Source organism: Corynebacterium urealyticum DSM 7109, assembly GCF_000069945.1.
GTDB classification, from domain to species: Bacteria; Actinomycetota; Actinomycetes; order Mycobacteriales; family Mycobacteriaceae; genus Corynebacterium; species Corynebacterium urealyticum.
On record NC_010545.1, the window covers coordinates 286120 to 304918 of the forward strand.

17 protein-coding genes are annotated in these 18799 nt (G+C 66.3%); 14 read left to right on the plus strand and 3 right to left on the minus strand.

Annotation, left to right across the window (positions count from 1 at the left end; all coding sequences use genetic code 11):
- The first annotated feature begins 59 nt into the window (after nt 1-59).
- From CU_RS01155 to rfbB, 9 genes are all read left to right on the plus strand, one after another.
- Nucleotides 60-983 carry an MFS transporter gene (locus tag CU_RS01155; protein ID WP_012359496.1) on the plus strand — a complete coding sequence of 308 codons (924 nt, stop codon included), beginning with the start codon at nt 60-62 and terminating at the stop codon, nt 981-983.
- 9 nt (nt 984-992) lie between these two features.
- Nucleotides 993-3800, plus strand: a complete 2808-nt coding sequence (locus CU_RS01160; RefSeq protein ID WP_012359497.1) for a heavy metal translocating P-type ATPase — start codon at nt 993-995, stop codon at nt 3798-3800.
- Nucleotides 3801-3979: 179 nt separating this feature from the next.
- Nucleotides 3980-5323 (plus strand): glutamate-1-semialdehyde 2,1-aminomutase, encoded by a 1344-nt coding sequence (gene hemL / locus CU_RS01165; RefSeq protein ID WP_012359498.1) that lies wholly within the window; start codon nt 3980-3982, stop codon nt 5321-5323.
- A gap of 34 nt (nt 5324-5357) precedes the next feature.
- Complete coding sequence (locus CU_RS01170) at nt 5358-5963, plus strand: histidine phosphatase family protein (protein ID WP_012359499.1); 606 nt, start codon at nt 5358-5360, stop codon at nt 5961-5963.
- A 46-nt stretch (nt 5964-6009) separates the two neighbouring features.
- The gene (locus tag CU_RS01175) at nt 6010-6690 is read left to right on the plus strand and encodes a TlpA family protein disulfide reductase (protein WP_012359500.1); all 681 of its coding nucleotides are present in this window, start codon (nt 6010-6012) and stop codon (nt 6688-6690) included.
- Nucleotides 6691-7515: a cytochrome c biogenesis CcdA family protein gene (locus CU_RS01180; RefSeq protein ID WP_012359501.1), complete on the plus strand. Its 825-nt coding sequence runs from the start codon at nt 6691-6693 to the stop codon at nt 7513-7515.
- Between the two features lie 45 nt (nt 7516-7560).
- The gene (locus CU_RS01185; protein ID WP_012359502.1) at nt 7561-9276 is read left to right on the plus strand and encodes a cytochrome c biogenesis protein ResB; all 1716 of its coding nucleotides are present in this window, start codon (nt 7561-7563) and stop codon (nt 9274-9276) included.
- Nucleotides 9277-9415: 139 nt separating this feature from the next.
- Complete coding sequence (gene ccsB / locus CU_RS01190; protein ID WP_012359503.1) at nt 9416-10531, plus strand: c-type cytochrome biogenesis protein CcsB; 1116 nt, start codon at nt 9416-9418, stop codon at nt 10529-10531.
- 41 nt (nt 10532-10572) lie between these two features.
- The gene (gene rfbB, locus CU_RS01195) at nt 10573-11676 is read left to right on the plus strand and encodes a dTDP-glucose 4,6-dehydratase (protein ID WP_012359504.1); all 1104 of its coding nucleotides are present in this window, start codon (nt 10573-10575) and stop codon (nt 11674-11676) included.
- A 48-nt stretch (nt 11677-11724) separates the two neighbouring features.
- Here rfbB and CU_RS01200 read toward each other — a convergent pair whose 3' ends face one another.
- The gene (locus tag CU_RS01200; protein ID WP_012359505.1) at nt 11725-13104 is read right to left on the minus strand and encodes an MFS transporter; all 1380 of its coding nucleotides are present in this window, start codon (nt 13102-13104) and stop codon (nt 11725-11727) included.
- Between the two features lie 42 nt (nt 13105-13146).
- Between CU_RS01200 and rfbC the strand changes: the two genes are divergently transcribed.
- The 3 genes from rfbC to CU_RS01215 are packed head-to-tail and all read left to right on the plus strand — an operon-like array spanning nt 13147 to nt 15925.
- The gene (gene rfbC / locus CU_RS01205) at nt 13147-13851 is read left to right on the plus strand and encodes a dTDP-4-dehydrorhamnose 3,5-epimerase (RefSeq protein ID WP_012359506.1); all 705 of its coding nucleotides are present in this window, start codon (nt 13147-13149) and stop codon (nt 13849-13851) included.
- A 6-nt stretch (nt 13852-13857) separates the two neighbouring features.
- Nucleotides 13858-14736, plus strand: coding sequence for a glucose-1-phosphate thymidylyltransferase RfbA (gene rfbA / locus CU_RS01210; RefSeq protein ID WP_012359507.1), 879 nt, complete (start codon nt 13858-13860; stop codon nt 14734-14736).
- Nucleotides 14737-14746: 10 nt separating this feature from the next.
- A complete protein-coding gene (locus CU_RS01215) occupies nt 14747-15925 on the plus strand; it encodes a phosphotransferase family protein (RefSeq protein ID WP_012359508.1) in 1179 nt (392 codons plus the stop codon).
- A 12-nt stretch (nt 15926-15937) separates the two neighbouring features.
- Here the strand turns inward: CU_RS01215 and CU_RS01220 are convergent, their stop codons facing one another.
- Complete coding sequence (locus CU_RS01220) at nt 15938-16249, minus strand: hypothetical protein (RefSeq protein ID WP_012359509.1); 312 nt, start codon at nt 16247-16249, stop codon at nt 15938-15940.
- A gap of 179 nt (nt 16250-16428) precedes the next feature.
- Between CU_RS01220 and CU_RS01225 the strand changes: the two genes are divergently transcribed.
- Nucleotides 16429-16797, plus strand: a complete 369-nt coding sequence (locus CU_RS01225; RefSeq protein WP_012359510.1) for a DUF4229 domain-containing protein — start codon at nt 16429-16431, stop codon at nt 16795-16797.
- Between the two features lie 138 nt (nt 16798-16935).
- Here the strand turns inward: CU_RS01225 and CU_RS01230 are convergent, their stop codons facing one another.
- The gene (locus CU_RS01230) at nt 16936-17817 is read right to left on the minus strand and encodes a 1,4-dihydroxy-2-naphthoate polyprenyltransferase (protein WP_012359511.1); all 882 of its coding nucleotides are present in this window, start codon (nt 17815-17817) and stop codon (nt 16936-16938) included.
- A gap of 244 nt (nt 17818-18061) precedes the next feature.
- Between CU_RS01230 and CU_RS01235 the strand changes: the two genes are divergently transcribed.
- Nucleotides 18062-18724 (plus strand): excalibur calcium-binding domain-containing protein, encoded by a 663-nt coding sequence (locus CU_RS01235; protein ID WP_012359512.1) that lies wholly within the window; start codon nt 18062-18064, stop codon nt 18722-18724.
- Nucleotides 18725-18799: the final 75 nt, after the last annotated feature.

An 18799-nucleotide genomic window follows, 5' to 3' on the forward strand; every position in this document is an offset into this window, starting at 1 on the left:
GACAATTCCGCTGATTGTCGGCACGTATTTTCTCCCCACGACCCCTTGATCTGCGATTTATGAGCAATTCTTCTTCTCCCACTCCCTCCGGGCAGTCCCGTCCGCCGCGGCCGCGCGGCCAGCAGGGCCGGCAATGGGAGGCCAGCCCCGATAACGGGCACATCCCCGGCTACCCCAAGCCGGAGGACGGCGGCCCGGTCGGGCCCGGTTGGAACAACCCTCAGGGGCGGGGCAATCAGTGGCAGTCCGGCAATGGCTCGAAGAATCAGGGAAGCCCGAACCCGGGCACGCCCCCGGAGCTGCCGAAGCCACCGAAGGTGGGGCGCCCGGATGGCCTGGCGCCGAGCCTCAAGGGGGCCCCGGAGAACGTCCGCCTGGGCGTGCGCGCCTGGCTGGCAGTCAGCGGCCTGCAGATCCTCTACGCCCTGGTGCAGTTCGCCGCGAACTTGAGCGACGACCGCGACCTGCGCCGCACCGTCACCAAGACGATCGAGGATGGGGCCGGCGTCCCCGACGAGGTGAAGCAGAACGTCTCCATCGACACCCTCGTGCTGGGGACGAATGCCCTGACGACCGCTTGGCTCGTCGTCGCCGCCCTGATCTGCGCGTGGCTCACGCTGCGCGCCGGGCGCGGCGCGGTGTATTCCCGCATGTTCCTCAACGTCGGCTCGGTCTACCTCATGCTCACCGCGGTGCTCATGAGCCTGTCCTCCGGGCCGCCGACGATGGCGGTGGGCTTCGTCCTGGCCCTTGGCGTGCTCAGCATCCTGGCCGGCGTGACCGCGGGCGTGGGCATGTGGTTCATGTCCCGCCCCGGCAACGAGGAGTGGTTCGGCATCCCGAGCCGCGAAGAGGTCGAGCGCTATGCCGCGGAATATGAGCAGGCCCGCCGCGCGCGCGATAAGCACAAGGGCGGAAAGAAGTCTCTCCTCCCCTGGGGGAAGTCCCAGGATGAGAACGCTGATAGCGAAGATAAGGCCTAAGCTGAGCCGATGGCTGGAAAATTCTCCACACCTCAACCCGGGCGGGGCGACGACATCCAGGAACTCGACCTGGCGATCGCGCAGGCCCGCAGCGCGGCCGAAGCGGCCGGCGTGGACGTCGAAAATTTCGACGCCGAAGAACACAGTGACGTGCTCAGCACGGGCAACGGGCTGACGTCCTACGCCTTCCACCTGGAAAACCTGGAGTCGGCGGCGCAGGCCACCTCCCTGGAATACGAACTCAACGCCATCGACGGGGTCGAGGCAGTGGTGGTGTACTCCGCCAACATGGTGTGGATCTCCGCGCTGGATAGCGTTCGGCCCGACGAGGTGCAGCGCCACCTCGAGGATGCCGGGATCCGTGGCCACCTCACCGCCTCCTCGCTGCGCCGCCGCGCCACGCGCCTGACGAAGCAGGACCCCCGCATCCGCTCCCGCCGCGAATCTGCCCGCGAGCGCGCCATCATGGCCGCCCGGCGCCGCAAGCAGGGTACGGGGGCACGCCGCCGTGGGGAGGCCCGCGCCGGTGAAGTGCTGCACACCGCCCGCGAGCTGGTGACCGCCTGGCGACTCATCATCGCGGTCGTCTTCGGCCTGCCCGTCGTGGCGATGCAGATGATCCCCTCCCTGCAGTTCGACTGGTGGCAGTGGGTGTGCCTGGCGCTGTCCACGGTCGTGGTTGGCTGGTCAGCCTGGCCTTTCCACCGCGCGATGGTCGCCGGTGTGCGCCGCAGCATGTCCGCCCTCGACGGGGCAAGCAGCCTGGCGATCCTGCTGGCCTACGGCTTCTCCGTGCTCTCCCTGATCACGACCTCCGCCTCCGACCCGACGTGGCGAGCCAACACCGTGTGGCTGGCCCGCACCTGGTCCGATCCGAGTTTCGAGGGTGCGATCTTTTTCGACGTCGCGTGTGGCGTGACGATCCTGCTGCTTTTTGGTCGCCTGCTGTCCCGGCGGAACCAGATCCGGACCCGGGCCGTGTTGGCGGTGCTGCAACCGCCGAAGAACGAGCCGATCACCGTCATTCGGAAGAACAAGTCGAAGAAGAAGGTCATCTCCACCGCGGAGATCAGGCGCGGCGACGACGTCCTGCTGGAAACGGATATGACGTGCCCGGTGGACGGTGAGATCATCAGCGGCCGCGGGGTCGTGGACATGGGGCCGGTCGGGGGAGTGGACCGCAAGAAGGAGCTCACGGTCGGCGACCGGATTTACGCCGGGGCAACGAATCACGGGCAAACACTCAAGGTGCGCACCTCCGCCACTGGCTCGCACACCCGCCTGGCCGCGATGGGGCGCTGGTTCAACCATGCCGCGCAGGACGAGAACCGGATGGCCCAGATCACCAACCGCTCGGCCAGCCTGCTGGTGCCGTGGGCCTTCGCCATCGCGGTGGTGAACTTCTGCATGTGGTTGATCTTCAACGGCTCCCTGGACGCCGCTGTGGCGACCAGCCTTTCTGTCCTCGCTGCGGTGGGGCCGGTGGCGCTGGCCCTCTCCGCGCCCCTGGCTCTGCGCCTAGGGCTCGCACGAGCGGCGAATTACGGCATGCTGCTGCGCGATAGCGCGACGATCCACCGACTCTCCGGCGTGGATTCGATCATTTTCAACCGGCTGGGAACGCTCACCCGGGCACCGATGAACGTGGTGAACGTGACGGCCGCACACGGAGAGCACCCGGAGCTGGTGCTGCGAGTCGCGGCGTCGTTGATGATGGAGTCCGATCACGCGGTCTCCAAGGCGATCGTCCGCGCGGACCGCGAGACCCGCGACGCGAACTCCGGCTTCGACACCATCCCCGTGTGGCTGGAAACCGGCGAGGTGAAGGTCAACGCGGAGGGCACGTTCGTGGGCTCTATCGACGTCCCGGTCCCGCCGAAGGGGAAGAACTTTAAGGACGTGGTGCGCCGCGACCGGCACGAGCTGCCGGCGTCCCCGGACCTGACGGATGACGAGAACGTCCGTCGCGTCACCGCCCGGGTCTGGCGACCAAAGGACCTGGGCGAGGTGCGCGACCCGCACCTGGCCTCCGCGGCGCTGTCCGGTGGCAGCCCCGTCGTCGTGTCCTGGAAGGGTAAGGACCGCGGCGTGATCAACGTCGCCGATGCCTTTAAGGACGACGCCGCCCTCGCGATCGAGGAGCTGGAGTCGATGGGCGTGGAGACGCTGATGATGTCCCGCGACATGTACCCGGTGGCCCGCCACCTGGCGGATTCCATCGGGGCGTCTACGGTGCTGGCCGGCGTGGTGCCGGGCAAGAAGGCCAAGGCCGTGCGCGGCGTGCATGCCCGCGGGCACCGGGTAGCGATGGTGGGCGATCAGGATTCGATCGGCGCGCTGCGGGTGGCGGATGTCGGCATCCTCATGGGGTCCCCGAGCCGCACGGACGCCGATAGTGCGGACGTGGTCCTGCTTCGGGACGACGTCATGGCGATCCCCACCCTGATTAACTTCGTCCGCCACGTGCGCAATACCGTGGACTGGAATGTGTGGCTGGCCTGGGCGTATAACGCCATCGCGATCACCCTGGCGGTGGCGGGCGTGATGAACCCGATGGCCGCCACGGTGGTGATGCTGCTGAGCTCCACCGTCATCGAGTGGCGCAGCTCCCGCATCCTGCGGCACAACTACAACGCCGCCACGATGCGGCATACGCACACCTGGCAGGGCTGGGTCGAGCGGCTGCGCAGCCGCCGGGAGCGCCGCCGTCGCGCGGAGCAGCGGGAGCAGTTCGTGGAGAGCGCGCGCCTGAATGCCACGGAGGATGGCCGGGAGCTGCAGGAGCACATCACCGGTCCCGGCGTCGCCGGCCGCTAGGGGTCGAGATATTCGCGCGCCGAGGTGAACAGCCACGCCCGGCGCAGTCGGCTTGCTAGGCCAGAGGCCTGCTGGCCAGGCGGGCCCACGGGCCGGCAGGGGTGTCCGGGGCCATCGGTAGGATGAGAGCGTAGTGCATGAAACCCACGAGGATCTTTAAAGAAAGGGCGATGTAGGCGATGGCTTCGACCAACACCAACGTCAACGCGGCAGCCGAGGAGCGCCACCACGAGAGCGCGGCGGCGATGGAGCGGGCACGCCGCTTCATCCCAGGGGGTGTGAACTCCCCGGTGCGCGCCTTCGGCTCTGTCGGCGGGACCTCCCCGTTCATCACCTCCGCCTCCGGCTCCCAGCTGCAGGATGCCGATGGCCTCAGCTACGTGGACCTGGTGTGCTCCTGGGGGCCGATGATCCACGGGCACGCCCACCCGGAGATCGTCGAGGCCGTGAAGTCGACCGCCTCCCGCGGCCTGTCCTTCGGCGCCCCGACCTCCCTGGAGGTCGACCTGGCTGAGGAGATCGTCAACCGCACGAGCGTGGAGAAGGTCCGCCTGGTCAACTCCGGCACCGAGGCCACCATGTCCGCCGTGCGCCTGGCCCGTGGCTTCACCGGTCGCGACAAGATCCTGAAGTTCGAGGGCTGCTACCACGGCCACGTGGACTCCCTGCTCGTCGCCGCCGGCTCTGGCGTGGCCACCTTCGGCCTGCCGGACTCCCCGGGCATCACCAAAGCCGCCGCCAGCGACACCGTCGTGGTGCCGTACCGCGACATCGAGGCCGTCAAGAAGGCATTTGCGGAGAACGAGGGCCAGATCGCCGCCATCATCACCGAGGCCACCCCGGGCAACATGGGCACCGTTTCCTCCATCACCGCGGACGGCACCAGCTTCAACGCCCAGCTCAAGGAGATTGCGCACGCCAACGGCGCGCTGCTCATCGTCGACGAGGTCATGACCGGCTTCCGCGTGGGCTACCAGGGCTGGTTCGGCAAGGACGGCGTGGCCGGCGACCTCACGACCTTCGGCAAGGTCGTCTCCGGTGGCCTGCCTGCCGCGGCCTTCGGCGGCCGTGCCGACATCATGGACCACCTGGCCCCGGTCGGCCCGGTGTACCAGGCCGGCACCCTCTCCGGTAACCCGGTCGCGATGGCCAGCGGGCTGGCGTCGTTGAAGCTGGCGGACGAGGACGCCTACCGCACCCTGGACGCCAACGCTGAGCGCCTGATCGGCCTGATCACCGAAGCACTGAACCGCGAATCCGTGGAGCACCATATCCAGCGTGCCGGGACGATGTTCTCCGTGCGCTTCGCAGACGGCGAAGGCACCAACTTCGGGGAGATGAAGGCCGCGGACACCTTCCGCTACCCGGCCTTCTTCCACGAGCTGCTGGACAACGGCATCTTCGCCCCGCCGAGCGTATTCGAGACCTGGTTCGTCTCCACCGCGCTGACGGACGCGGACTTCGAGCGTTTCGAGGCCGCCCTCGTGCCAGCAGCGAAGGCCGCCGCAGCCGCGGAGGCTTAGGCACAAGCGGGGTCGGGCGGTAAGGTCGACAAGCATGACAACCATCGTGCACTTGGTTCGCCACGGCGAGGTTCACAACCCGGATCGGATCCTCTACGGACGCCTGCCCGGCTACCGGCTCTCCGCCCGCGGCGAGAACATGGCTCACGCCACGGCCGCCGACCTGGCCGACCACCACGTCACCCACCTGGTGGCTTCCCCGCTGCAGCGCGCGCAGGAGACGGCCCGGCCCTTCGCCGAGAAACTCGGCCTGGAGATCCAGACCGATGAGCGGGTCATCGAGGCGGGCAACGACCTCGAAGGCCTGCACATCAAGGGGGTGCGCTCCGCGCTGTGGAACCCCAAGCGCTGGCACATGCTGCGCCACCCGGCCGAGCCGAGCTGGGGTGAGCCCTATTCCGAGATCCGCGACCGCATGTGGGAGGCCGTGGAATCAGCCCGCGCTGCCGCCCGCGGCTCCGAGGCCGTGATCGTGAGCCACCAGCTGCCGATCGTGATGATCCAGCGGGACGTGCGCGGCCAGAAGCTGGCCCACAACCCGGCTGCCCGCCAGTGCAACCTCGCCAGCGTGACTTCCCTGATCTTCGAGGGCAAGGAGCTGGTGGACATGATCTACTCCGAGCCCGCAGCCGATATTTAACGGGTCGCAACCCGAGCTAATAGCAACAGAAAGGTAGGCCAAGCCCATGTCGCGACGAGGCGCCCATCTGAGGAGCACCCGTCCCAACCTCCGCTCGCGCAGCCGCGCCGCGCTGGCCGCGCTGCTCACCGCCGCCGTCTCCATCGGCGGGCTTACTGCCTGCGGGGAGGCCGCTACCGGCGACGATGCCGTCGCGGTCGGTGGCACCTTCGAGTTCGTCTCCCCAGGCGGGCAGACCTCCATCAGCTACCCGCAGGAGGAGCGTAAGGAAGTCGCCAACCTCACCGGCGAGTCCCTCATGGAGGAAGGTGAGCAGATCAACCTGGAGGACTACGCCGGCAAGGCCGTCGTCCTGAATACGTGGGGCCAGTGGTGCGGGCCGTGCCGCTCCGAGGCGGATGACCTGGAGCGCGTCCACGAGAAGCTGGAAAAGCGCGGCGACGGCACCGTCTTGGGCATCAACGTCCGCGACCCGTCGCGGGAGAAGCCGAAGAACTTCGTGCGCACCTACGGCATCACCTACCCCTCCATCTACGACCCACCGTTCAAGTCCGCGCTGCGGCTGGGTGGTATCCCGGCGTCCGTCGTCCCGACGACGATCGTGCTGGATAAGCAGCACCGTCCGGCCCACATCTTCCTCAAGGAAATCACCGACGATGAACTGTGGAAGGTTCTGGAGCCCATCCTCAACGAGGATGACGGAGCCGCAGCTGGGGAGGGAGCTTAAGTGCTGAGCCCGGAGCAGGCTGTGTTCACCCTGGCTGCGGGGGACATCGGTCAGCGTTTCGCGGATACGGTCTCCGCCGGTCCGCTGGTTCTCGCGCTGCTGGCGGCAGCGCTGGCAGGCCTGGTCTCCTTCGCATCGCCGTGCGTGATCCCGCTGGTGCCGGGCTATATCTCTTATCTCGCGGGCGTGGCCGGCGCTGATACCGAGTTCACCGAGCAGGGAACGAAGGTCGCGAATAAGAAGGGGCGAGTGGGCGCTGCGGCGCTGCTGTTCGTCGCCGGTTTCACAGTGATCTTCCTGCTCGCCACGGTCACGGTCTTCGGCCTGATCAGCACCCTGATGATCAACCAACAGCTGCTGATGCGCATCGGCGGCGCGGTGACGATCCTCATGGGGGTGGTCTTCATGGGTTTCATCACCCCGCTGCAGGCCGACACCCGGATGGCGCCGAAGCGCTGGACGACCCTGGCAGGAGCCCCGCTGCTCGGCGGGATCTTCGCCTTGGGTTGGACGCCCTGCCTGGGCCCGACGCTCGCGGCGATCATCTCCGTCTCCGCGGGAACCGAGGGCACGACCGCCGCGCGCGGGGTGCTGCTGATCATCGCCTACTGCATCGGCTTGGGTTTGCCGTTCATCCTTTTGGCCTTGGGTTCGCGCCGGGCGCTGGCAGGCGTTGGCTTCCTGCGCCGCCATTCCCGCAGCATCCAGGTAGCCGGCGGCATCCTCCTGGTGATTGTTGGAATTTTGCTGCTCACCGGGCAGTGGGCAATATTTGTGGAGTGGATCCGGGACGCGTTCATCAGTGATACAACGTTGCCGATCTAACGGGTGAGTAGAGCGTGTGTGGGAAGAACGTGAAAGGGCATTCTCATGACTGAGCACAAGGCCGGTACGAAGCCAGGCGGCGGGAAGAACCCCGCTCGGCTGATTCTGGCCCTGCCCAAGCGTGGGTGGCAGTGGCTGACCAAGATGAAGACGGCCCTGGTGCTGCTCTTCCTATTGGCCCTTGCTGCGATTCCCGGCGCCCTGCTGCCGCAGCGCTCGCTGAACCGGGACAAGGTGGCCGACTACATCGCCGCCAACGGTAAGACCGCCGAGGTCTTCGACAAGCTGGGCCTGTTCGATGTCTTCAGCTCCTCGTGGTTCATGGCGATCTACGTGCTGCTGTTCATCTCGCTCGTGGGCTGCATCCTGCCACGCAGCTGGGATCACTACCAGGCGCTGCGCTCCACCCCACCGCGGGCGCCGAAGGTGCTCACGCGGATGCCGAACCACATCTCCGGCACCGTGGACACCGACCCGGAGGCGATGAAGGAGCTGCTGCGCCGCGAGTTCAAGGGCTGGCACATCGCGGAAACCTCCGCTGAGGACGACCGCGCGGGTCGTTGGTCCATTTCTGCGGAGCGCGGTTATCTGCGTGAGTTCGCGAACCTCGTCTTCCACCTGGCCCTGGTGGGCATCCTCGTGGCCGTCGGCGTCGGCCGACTCAGCTACTACGAGGGTCAGGCGATCATCATCGCTGATACGGAGAACTCCGAGTTCTGTAACTCCGCGGTCGGTAACTTCGACTCCTTCCGCAACGGGCAGCTCTTCGACGGCACCGGCCTGCACCCGTTCTGCATCAACGTCAAGAACTTTAAAGCGGAGTATCTGCCCAACGGGCAGGCGGTGGACTTCGAATCGGACATTGATTACGCCGTCGGTGACGCTGCTTACGAGCCGCACGAGAAGTGGGAAAAGACCACCCTGAAGGTCAACCACCCGCTGCGCCTGGAGGGCGATCGCATCTACCTGCAGGGGCACGGCTACGCGCCGACCTTCACGATCAAGTGGCCGAACGGTGAGACGGTGACGGAAACCACGCAGTTCCGCCCGGACGACCTGATCAACTTCCTCTCCTCGGGTGCGATGCGCTGGGACCCGCCGGCAGATATGTTCGACACGGAGCTGGAGCGTCGCAATAACCAGGTCGCCATCCAGGGGCTATTCGCCCCCACCGCGGAGTTCACCGGTGAGAAGGGCGCGCTGCTGACCTCCCGCTACCCGGCGATGACGGACCCGGCGGTGGCCATCGACGTCTACCGTGGCCAGACGGGGCTGGACGCTGGCTCCGCGCAGTCCGTCTTCTCCCTGCACCCAGAGCAGATGCACAACGGCCTGCTGGAGAAGCTGGACCGCGTGAACCTGCGCGTCGGCGAGAAGGTGACCCTGGACGACGGCACCGAGATCACCTTCGACGGCGCCAAGGAGTTCATCAACATCCAGATCGGCCACGATCCGAGCCTGTACTGGGTATTCATTTTCTCCATGCTGATGCTGGGATCCCTGGTGGTGTCTCTGGCGATTAAGCGCCGCCGCCTGTGGGTGCGCCTGGCGCCTCGGGAGGACGGCCAGCCGGGAACCGTGGTCGAGATCGCGGGTCTGGCGCGCACCGACTCCGCCGGTTGGGGTGCGGAATTCAGCCGCACCGCGGAGCGCATCCTGGGCCTCGAGGAAGAGGATCTGGACGATGAGCACAACGTTTCCAGCGGTAGCTGGGAAGAGGATTTCGGCGACGGACTTGACGAACAGCTCCGCGATCGCTAAATCGTTTTTGCTGGTCGCTCCCACTATCCGACGCCGTTGGAGTGTTGGATTTCCCGCTAGGCAGGGATAATCTTAGATGTGCAAGAGATGCGCCTTAGTCGGCGTATGCCTTTAGTCCGTTGAGGAATCGAAATAATCCATGCAGATTAATCAAGATCTCGCGCTGTTTTCTGACCTGGCGTACAAGACCACGGTGGTGCTGTACCTGCTCGCCCTGGCGGTGTCCCTGTTTTACTACGGGCTCGTCCGCTTGGCGAACGACGCTCGCCGTGAGCGTGCCCGGGTGCTGAAGAACGAGGCGACCCCGCAGGAGGTGAAGCGCCGCCAGAAGGTGGCGGTGGGTGCTGGCGCATCCGGTGCAGCCACCACCGATGCCGCTGCCGATGAGGTCGGGGACGACGGCGCGGCCGACGTGTCCGGGATCGCGACCTCCTCCCTGGACGAGGAGAACCTGCCGACGGGACTGCGCGCCGAGACGATCCTGCAGCGCGTGAAGCGCGCGGATACCTTCGGCGGGATTACCCAGGCGCTGGTGTGGCTGGCTATTGCCGTGCACGCCGTATTCCTGGTGCTGCGTGGCGTGTCCGCGAACCGCTTCCCGTGGGGAAACCTCTTCGAGTACGTCGCGGTGGTCACTCTATTCGCCATGGTGGCTGCGGCCGTGGTGATCAACCGCCGCTCGATGCGCGTGATGTGGCCGTGGGTCCTGACCCCGGTGACCCTGCTGCTGTTCTACGGCGGCACGAAGCTCTACGCGGAGACCGCCCCGGTCGTCCCGGCCCTGCAGTCCAACTGGTTCGTTATCCACGTCTCCACCGTCTCCATCGGCGGCGGCATTGGCCTGCTTTCCGGCATGGCTTCCCTGATGTACCTGCTGCGCCGCTGGCACCCAAAGGGTCAGGAGAAGGGCTTCTTCGGCGCCATCGCCTCCCCGCTGCCGGATGCGTCCAAGCTGGACGCTCTGGCTTACCGCAGCGCGATCTGGACCCTGCCGATCTTCGGCCTGGGCATCATCTTCGGCGCGATCTGGGCTGACGCTGCCTGGGGTCGTTTCTGGGGCTGGGACCCGAAGGAGACGGTCTCCTTCATCACCTGGATCCTCTACGCCGCGTACCTGCACGCCCGCGCAACCCCGGGCTGGCGCGGCCGCAAGGCTGCCTGGATCAACGTCATCGCATTCGCGACGATGGTCTTCAACCTCTTCTTCATCAACATGGTGGTCTCCGGCCTGCACTCCTACGCTGGCCTGAACTAAAACCACCGATTAAAAACATGCTTGGAGTGTGACGCTTCCTCGTGACCGCTCAAACCGCTGACCAAGCGGCAGCGCCCCACCGCCGGTTGACCCACGTGCTGGTCACCGGCGGTGCCGGTTTTATTGGGGCGAATTTCGTTCACCGCACGCTGGCCACCCGCCCGGATGTCCACGTGCATATCGTGGACGCGATGACCTATGCCGCCAACCCGCTGAACCTGCGCACCACCGACGGCACGCCGCTGGAGCAGGCCTATCCGGGGCGTTTCCGCTTCACGCAGCTGGATCTCGCGGACCGGGAGGCGGTGCTCGCCCTGGTCGATGAGGTCGCCGCCGAGGTTCCGGACGTCGACGGGCTGGCCATCGTGCACTTCGCGGCGGAGTCGCACAACGATAATTCCCTGCTGGACCCGGCGCTGTTCGTGCGCAGCAACGTGGATGGGACGGTGCACCTCGCCGAGGCCGCGGTGCGCCACGGCATCTACCTGCACCACGTCTCCACGGACGAGGTCTTCGGGGACCTGGAACTGGATGACCCGCAGCGTTTTACTCCGACGACCCCCTACCAGCCGTCCTCGCCCTACTCGGCGTCCAAGGCAGCGGCGGACCACATGGTGCGAGCCTTCGTCCGCAGCCTGGGGTTGAAGGCCACGATCAGTAACTGCTCGAATAACTACGGCCCGCGCCAGCACCCGGAGAAGTTCATCCCACGCCAGATCACCGGCCTGCTGCAGGGACAGCGACCGCGGCTCTACGGCAAGGGGGATAATGTTCGGGACTGGATTCACGTCGACGATCACAACGATGCGGTCTGGGCGATTATGGAGCGCGGCGAGCTGGGGCAGACGTACCTCATCGGCGCGGACGGGGAGCGCAATAACCTGCAGGTTGTGCGGGCCCTACTGGTTGCTTTCGGCCGTGAGCCCGATGACTTCGACTGGGTGAGCGACCGTCCGGGCCATGACCGCCGCTACGCGATCGACCCGTCCTCGATGGAAGGACTGGGCTGGCAGCCGCGGTACACAGACTTCGCCGCGGGCCTGATGGCGACGATCGATTGGTACCGCGATAACCAGCAGTGGTGGGAGGAAACCCGTGCGGCGGCGGAACGCCGCTACGGCCAAACGGAAAAGCTGCTGGGATAAGAAAAACCCCGCAAGCTCATGGCTTGCGGGGCAGGCGGTCGGAGTGTTTTAGAGCTCGGCGTCCGCGAGGTTACGGGGGGTGCGCAGCAGCGCAAAAACGGAGATCAGGCAGATCACCATAAGGTAGACGCCAACCGTCCAGATCATCCCGGTGCGGTTGAAGAGCATCTGGGAGATCATCGGCGCGAAGGCACCACCCAGGATGGAACCCAGGGCATAGGCCACGGAGACGCCGGAGAAGCGCACTTCGCGGGGGAACATCTCCGCGTAGAGGGCAGACTGCGGGCCGTAGGACAGCGCCAGGCCCGGGATGAACAGCAGCATGCCGATGCCGAAGATCCACAGCGAGCCGGAGTCGATGAGGAACCACACCGGCACCGCGATCACGATGAGCATGCCGTAGCCCCAGAGGAAGGTCTGCACCCGGCCGATGCGGTCGGAAAGCCCGCCGGAGTACATCGTCAGCGCGATCCAGGCCAGGGCTGCGATGACCACGCACAGGAAGACGCTGACCTGGTCGTGGCCCAGCTCCTTGGTGGCATAGGAGCCCATGAAGGCGATGATCATATATCCGGAGGCGTTATTACCGGCGAAGATCAGCGCCGCGCGGATGACGAGGCGCCAGTGGTCGCGCAACAGCACGCCCAGCGGGGCGCTGGACTCGGCGGCACGCTCACGCATTTCCTGGAAGACCGGGGATTCGGCGACCTTGGCTCGCACGATGACACCCACGATCACCAGCACGAAGCTCAACAGGAACGGGATGCGCCAACCCCAGTCGAGGTAGGCGTCCTGCCCAATGATCGCGGTGATGGCGAGCAAGACCACGGTGGACAGGGCGAGCCCGGTGGGCACGCCGATCTGCGGATAGGAGCCGAAGTGGCCACGGCGGCTCTTCGGTGCGTGCTCCACGGCGAGCAGCGCGGCCCCGCCCCATTCGCCGCCCGCGGACAGGCCCTGCAGGATGCGGAGGAAGACGAGCAGCAGGGGAGCGGCGATGCCGATGGCCGCAAAGGTCGGGAGCACGCCGATCAGGGTGGTGGCCACACCCATGAGGATCAGGGTGCCGGCGAGCACCTTCTTGCGCCCGATGCGGTCGCCCAGGTGGCCGGCGATGGCGGCGCCGAGAGGGCGGAAGAGGAAGCTGATGCCCAGCGATGCCCAGGCGAAGACCTGCGCGAGGCTGGGGTTATCGCTGCTGGCGGGGGCGAAGAACTGCGTACCGAACACGAGGCCGGCGGCTTGAGCGTAGATGAAGAAGTCGTACCACTCGATGGTCGTGCCGACGAGGGTGGCGCCAAGAATGCGCCGGTCTTCTGAACGGTTGGGAGAATCCATGCGCTGAAAGTTAGCAAAGGCTAAACACTTCGGGGAAGTTATGGAAAAATTCGCGCGTGCGACAGCGCGGGAGCGCGGCCTGGCGCGCACCGCACCGGCTGTGTGTCCGGGCCGGGCGCTAAAGTATGGGCTATGAGTACCGCAGAGCTGCCTGTTGACTTGCGTCCCCTGGACTCGGCCACCGAGCCGGCCATCGTCGACCTTCCCATCGCCGGTGCCTGGCTCTTCGCCCCACGGGTTTTCGGGGACGCTCGGGGCAGCTTCCACGAGGGCTTCCACGCCGCCCAGTTCACCGAGCATCTGGGATACCCCTTCGACGTCGCTCAGGCGAACGTCTCCCGCAGCAGCAGGGATGTCGTTCGGGGCATCCACCTGGCCGAGGTACCGCCGGGGCAGGCAAAGTTCGTCAGCTGCCTGGCCGGGGAGGTGGTCGACGTGCTGGTGGACTTGCGGGTCGGTTCCCCGACCTTCGGCAAGCACGTCAAGGTCGCCCTCAGCGAGTCCAATAACTACGCGGTGCACGTGCCGATCGGGGTGGGGCACGGCTTCGTCGCCCGCTCCGAGACCGCGGTGCTGAACTACCTGGTCACCGAGGCTTATAACCCGGACCGGGAGTTCGGAGTGGACCCCTTCGACCCGGAGTTGGGCATCGACTGGGGCGTGGACCGCGCCGATGCGGTTCTTTCCGATAAGGACGCCGCCGCCCCGGCGCTGGCGGAGGTTCACGCGCGCTTGGCTGATTGGCAGGAGGCGCGTGGCTGGGAGCAGGAGCTGCGCCGGGAGTGGTCCGAGGCTCTCGACTTCGCCGATAGCTACGGCGAGCACGGGGAGGGCTAGGCAATCATGCGCGGAATCATTCTGGCCGGTGGCACCGGTTCGCGGCTGTGGCCCATCACCTTCAGCGTGTCCAAGCAGCTGGTGCCGGTCTACGACAAGCCGATGATCTACTACCCACTGTCCACGCTGATCTTGGCGGGGATCACCGAGATTCTCGTGATCACCACGGAGCGCGACGAGCGGGCCTTCCAGGAGCTGCTGGGGGATGGCAGCCGCTTCGGCGTGAGTATCGAGTACGCCACGCAGGAAGCCCCACGCGGGTTGGCGGAAGCCTTCATCATCGGTGAGGAGTTCATCGGCGACGAACCGGTCGCGCTGGTGCTGGGCGACAATATCTTCTACGGCTCGGGTCTAGGCACCCAGCTGCGCCGCTTCAACGAGCCCGACGGCGGGGTGATCTTCGGCTACGCCGTCGCCGACCCAACCGCCTACGGGGTGGTGGATTTCGATGAGACCGGCAAGGCGATCTCCATCGAGGAGAAGCCCGCCACGCCGCGTTCCCCATACGCGGTGCCGGGGCTGTACTTCTATGGCCCGGACGTGGTGGATATCGCCAAGCAGCTTCAGCCCTCCGAGCGCGGCGAGCTCGAAATCACTGGCATCAACCAGGCATACCTGGAACAGGGGAGGCTGCACGTGGAAGTGCTGCCCCGTGGTACCGCCTGGCTGGACACTGGCACGATCGACGATCTCAACGGTGCCAGCGACTTTGTTGGCGCGATCGAGAAGCGACAGGGCCTGAAGGTCGGCTGCCCCGAGGAGGTCGCGTGGCGCATGGGGCTGATCAGCGACCAGCAGCTGCGGGATAACGCCGACGCGCACGGATCCAGCCCCTATGGTCAATACCTGAGGCAATTGTGCGCCCAGGCGGAATGGGAAAAGTGAGGTAACGAGAATGACAGAGCAGCAGGACGGCTTTTCTTCCGGGAACTTCCAACCCATCGGCAAGCTGAGCGCGGAGGACATCCGCACCGGCAACATCGACCGGGCGGAAGTAGCGCACGACTACACCCGCGAGGACCTGCGCCCGGAGACCCTGCCGATCTTCATCAAGCTGATCTGGCAGGACCTGGCCTGGGAGAACATCCTTCTGCCGAAGCAGGGCATGGACCACGCCGTCATCCTGCTCGAGGGAGTGCGCAGCGACGAGGGAGAGTTCGCGGACATGGTCCCGAACCGCGTCATCGTCCGCGCACCCTACACCGAGGCCTACCGCCTGCAGGCCTCTCGGGAATCCGGGGTGATCGCGGCGTTGGGGCACCGTTCCAACGCCCGCCTGCCGCAGACGGTACGCCAGGCCCACGTGCCGCGCCGCTTCACCGGCAACCAGCGTCGCATCCGGGTGACCCTGCTGTCCGTCATCGACGGCACCCCGCTGGACGCGAACGTCTGGCAGCAGATGAACACCGAGCAGCAGGAACTCGTCGTCGAACAGCTGGGCAGCCTGCTGGCGGCGATGCACACGATGAACTCCAGCCTCCCGCCGGCCAGCAACCTCGAGAGCTGGTGGGCCGACGGCCCGGGGCAGAGTAACGCGACGGGTGCCCACGAGGTCGGCGGGGTGCCGATCAGCCCGGCCACCGAGGGGGAGCAGCACGGGCTGAACTACACGGAACGCACCCTGCCGGGCAAGCACGAGGTGATGCGCCGCCGCATGGTTGAGGTTCTGAAACCTGAGCTCTCGGCGGCGGAGTACACCCGCGCCGAAGGGATCATGGCCGAGATGGACGACATGCTGGCCCGCACGGACCTGCGGCGCTGCCTCACCCACGGCGACCTCTCGCGGGAGCACCTGCTGTGGCTACCCGACCAGGGCGTAGGCGTGCTGGACTTCTCCGACATGACGGTGGGGGACCCGGCGCTGGACTACGCCCACTTCGAGATGATCGCGCCGGGGCTGACGAAGCGGATCTTTGACCACGCCGGGGTGGCCGCGGAGGACGTGGCAGATCCGCAGGTGGTCTTCGAAGACGAGGACCTGCTGGAACGGGCGAAGCTCTACAAGCGCTGGGATAACCTTTTCCTGCTCATCGACCACTACCGCACGGGGCGTTCCCCGCGGATCGAGATTTAAACGGGCCGGGCGCTAGCCCTGGGCGGGTGGGTCCTGCTGGTCCTCGTCCCGCTGGCGGCGGAGGCGCTCCCGCTCCTCGCGCTGAGCCTCCTCCTCAGCCAGGCGTTCCTGTTCGCGGCGTTTCTTGAAACGCTCCTTCTCGATATTCCACAGGAAGTCCGGGTCGTCGTCCGGCCCCTTCGCCCGCGGCTGTTGCTCGAGCTGCTTATTCTGCCGGCGCCCCAGCTGGCCTACTGCAGGCGTGTTGCCGCTGCCCGGCCCGAAGGCTTTCCACAACATCACGATCGTGATGATGACCAGGATCAGGATAATGAGGCGACCCAAGGGTGCGATGCTCCTTCAAGGCAGAAAAGTTCGGCGAAATGTCTTCCCCCGACTCTAGCCACCTCATGGGGTTAGTGGGTAGAGGAAAAGTGGCGGGGATACGGCGGCGGGCCGGGGTGACGTCCTAAAAATGAAGCGCAATTGGTGCCTAGCGAAGCAGTGACCGTAGGCTGGACGGCGTGACTAATAAGCAGAATCCGCAAGACCCATCCCAGGTTGAACCATCGCTGCCGGGGCCTCCCGGGCAGAAGCTGAAGCTCGGCTCGAAGGCCTGGCGGGACGTCCTGCTATACGGATTCCTGCGGCTGGTGCTGTTCCTGGTGCTGACGTTCGTGATCCACTCGATCGTGATTCTGCTGGGGATGGCGAACTTCTTCCCGCTGCTGATGAGCGCGCTGCTGGCTCTCATCCTCGCGTTGCCGCTGTCCATGATGATGTTTAAGAACCTGCGGCTGCGGGTGACCGCGCAGATGGCGGAGTGGGACTCCGCGCGACGCGAGCACAAGCGCCAGCTGCAGGAGCAGCTGCAGGACCGCTTGCACGACTAACAGGACGGCCGGGGTTGGGACTGGCTGTGGGGGATAGCTGTGGTGACCGGCCGGGGGGACTGGCTGTGGCGACCGGCCGGGGGGGGGGGGGCTGGGGGTCGGCGTTGAGGGCCGGCCGTGTTGGTGGAGCGTGCGCGGCTAGATAAACGCCGCGTTCAGCATCATCACCGACCACAGCAACATGCCGCGGCCGGTAAGCCCAAGTACCGGGATCAGATCCTTGCCCTGTGCGCCCTTGCGCACGGGCCCGGAGGCCAGCACCCACAGCGGTACTGCCAGCAGGCCCAGCAGGGCAGCGAGCTGACCGAGTGCCAGCGCGATGGTGAGCACGACGGAGCCGCCGACCAGGCTCAGCCATAGCGCGCGGGTGCCCGCATCCCCCAGGCGCACGGCGAGGGTGATCTTGCCGGTGACCGAGTCGGTGGGGATGTCACGGAGGTTATTGGCCAGGTTCACGGACGAGGAGAGCGCGCCGATCGTCACAGCCAGGCCGAGCCCGCGCCAGGTGATCTGCCCGGACTGCGTGAACTCCGTGCCCAGCACCGCGACCAGACCAAAGAAGATGAACACCGCGACCTCGCCAAGACCCCGGTAGCCATAGGGGTTTTCACCGCCGGTGTAGAACCAGGCGCCCGCGATGCAGACTGCGCCGACGAGGATCAACCACCAGGTGCTCAGCAGGCTCAGCGCGATTCCGGCGACCCCAGCCACGCCGAAGCAGGCGAAGGCGGCGTACTTCACGAGCGTGGGCTCCACCAGTCCGGAGCCGGTCAGGCGCAGGGGGCCGGAGCGGTCGTCGTCGGTGCCGCGGATGCCGTCGGAGTAATCGTTCGCGTAGTTCACGCCGATGATCAGCGCGAGCGCGACCACGAGAGCGAGTAGTGCCCGCGGGAAGGACGCCCCGCCGGTGGTTACCGCGGCTGCTGTTCCAGCCAGGACCGGGGCGATGGCGTTAGCCCAGGTGTGTGGGCGGGCGCCTTCGAGCCAATCGGCGGCGGTGGCGGTGTTGGTGGCAGACATACGCGACGGTCAACCTTCCTTCGAGCAGGGGCGGATGCAAACTGTTTACTCTACTCGCTTGGGCGCGGGGGCTATGTCGGGGCTGCTTCAGCACGCGGGACGGGCGCGTGACGCGGGGGAATCGGTGGTTATTTCGCCCTTTACGGTGGGAAAGGGGGGTGACGGGGGTAGGTGAAAAGGCCCTCGGGGAGAGGTTTTCCACGGGTAAATTGTGTCCCAAATACAAATGGGTGATTGTTATGCCATGAGAAAAACTGTCATTTCGCTGGCGGCGGCGCTTGCCGTGCTGACCGGCGGCCTCACCCCAGTCTCCCAGGCGGCTCCTGCTTCGCCTGCGGCTCTCATTCAAGCCAATGAAGACTCGGCGAACACTAGCAACCCCGACGGGCAGTCCGGCCTGTTCGACTCCTCCTCGAGCCAGGGCAACACCGACGACACCACCACCGGGTCCGTGGGATCCTCCTCCGAGGATGAGGAGAAGGAAGGGCTCTCCAAGGGCGCGATCGCAGGCATTCTCATTGGCAGCATCGCGGCCATCGCTGCGGTTATCGGCGGCGGCCTGTGGGCGATCCAGGCTGGCATGGTGCCCAACCCGCTGCCTGGCATTATCCCGGGCCCGGCACCGGCGCCGAAGCCTGCCCCAAAGCCGGCTGCGAAGCCAGCCGCTAAGCAGGCCCCGAAGCAGGCGGCAAAGCCGAAGCCGGCACCACAGCGCGCTGCCCCAAAGCCAGCGCCGAAGCGAACTGCGCCGAAACCTGCGCCGCGTCCGGCACAGTCCCGCTACTACCAGAACTGCCGTGCAGTATGGAACGACTTGGGCCGCCCGATCCGCCGCGGTGAGCCGGGCTATGCTTCCCACCTCGACCGCGACAATGACGGCGTGGGCTGCGAGCGTCGCCCACGTTAAACCTCTGTACTCCGTTTCCTCCTAGCCCTGGCCCACAAGGTCAGGGCTTTTCTTGTCTCGCTGATCAGTCATGTC

Coding starts and splice junctions, on each gene's coding strand:
- CU_RS01155 (WP_012359496.1), top strand. CDS start 60: ATGAGCAATTCTTCTTCTCCCACTCCCTCCGGGCAGTCCCGTCCGCCG.
- CU_RS01160 (WP_012359497.1), top strand. CDS start 993: ATGGCTGGAAAATTCTCCACACCTCAACCCGGGCGGGGCGACGACATC.
- hemL (WP_012359498.1), top strand. CDS start 3,980: ATGGCTTCGACCAACACCAACGTCAACGCGGCAGCCGAGGAGCGCCAC.
- CU_RS01170 (WP_012359499.1), top strand. CDS start 5,358: ATGACAACCATCGTGCACTTGGTTCGCCACGGCGAGGTTCACAACCCG.
- CU_RS01175 (WP_012359500.1), top strand. CDS start 6,010: ATGTCGCGACGAGGCGCCCATCTGAGGAGCACCCGTCCCAACCTCCGC.
- CU_RS01185 (WP_012359502.1), top strand. CDS start 7,561: ATGACTGAGCACAAGGCCGGTACGAAGCCAGGCGGCGGGAAGAACCCC.
- ccsB (WP_012359503.1), top strand. CDS start 9,416: ATGCAGATTAATCAAGATCTCGCGCTGTTTTCTGACCTGGCGTACAAG.
- rfbC (WP_012359506.1), top strand. CDS start 13,147: ATGAGTACCGCAGAGCTGCCTGTTGACTTGCGTCCCCTGGACTCGGCC.
- rfbA (WP_012359507.1), top strand. CDS start 13,858: ATGCGCGGAATCATTCTGGCCGGTGGCACCGGTTCGCGGCTGTGGCCC.
- CU_RS01215 (WP_012359508.1), top strand. CDS start 14,747: ATGACAGAGCAGCAGGACGGCTTTTCTTCCGGGAACTTCCAACCCATC.
- CU_RS01230 (WP_012359511.1), bottom strand. CDS start 17,817: ATGTCTGCCACCAACACCGCCACCGCCGCCGATTGGCTCGAAGGCGCC.
- CU_RS01235 (WP_012359512.1), top strand. CDS start 18,062: ATGAGAAAAACTGTCATTTCGCTGGCGGCGGCGCTTGCCGTGCTGACC.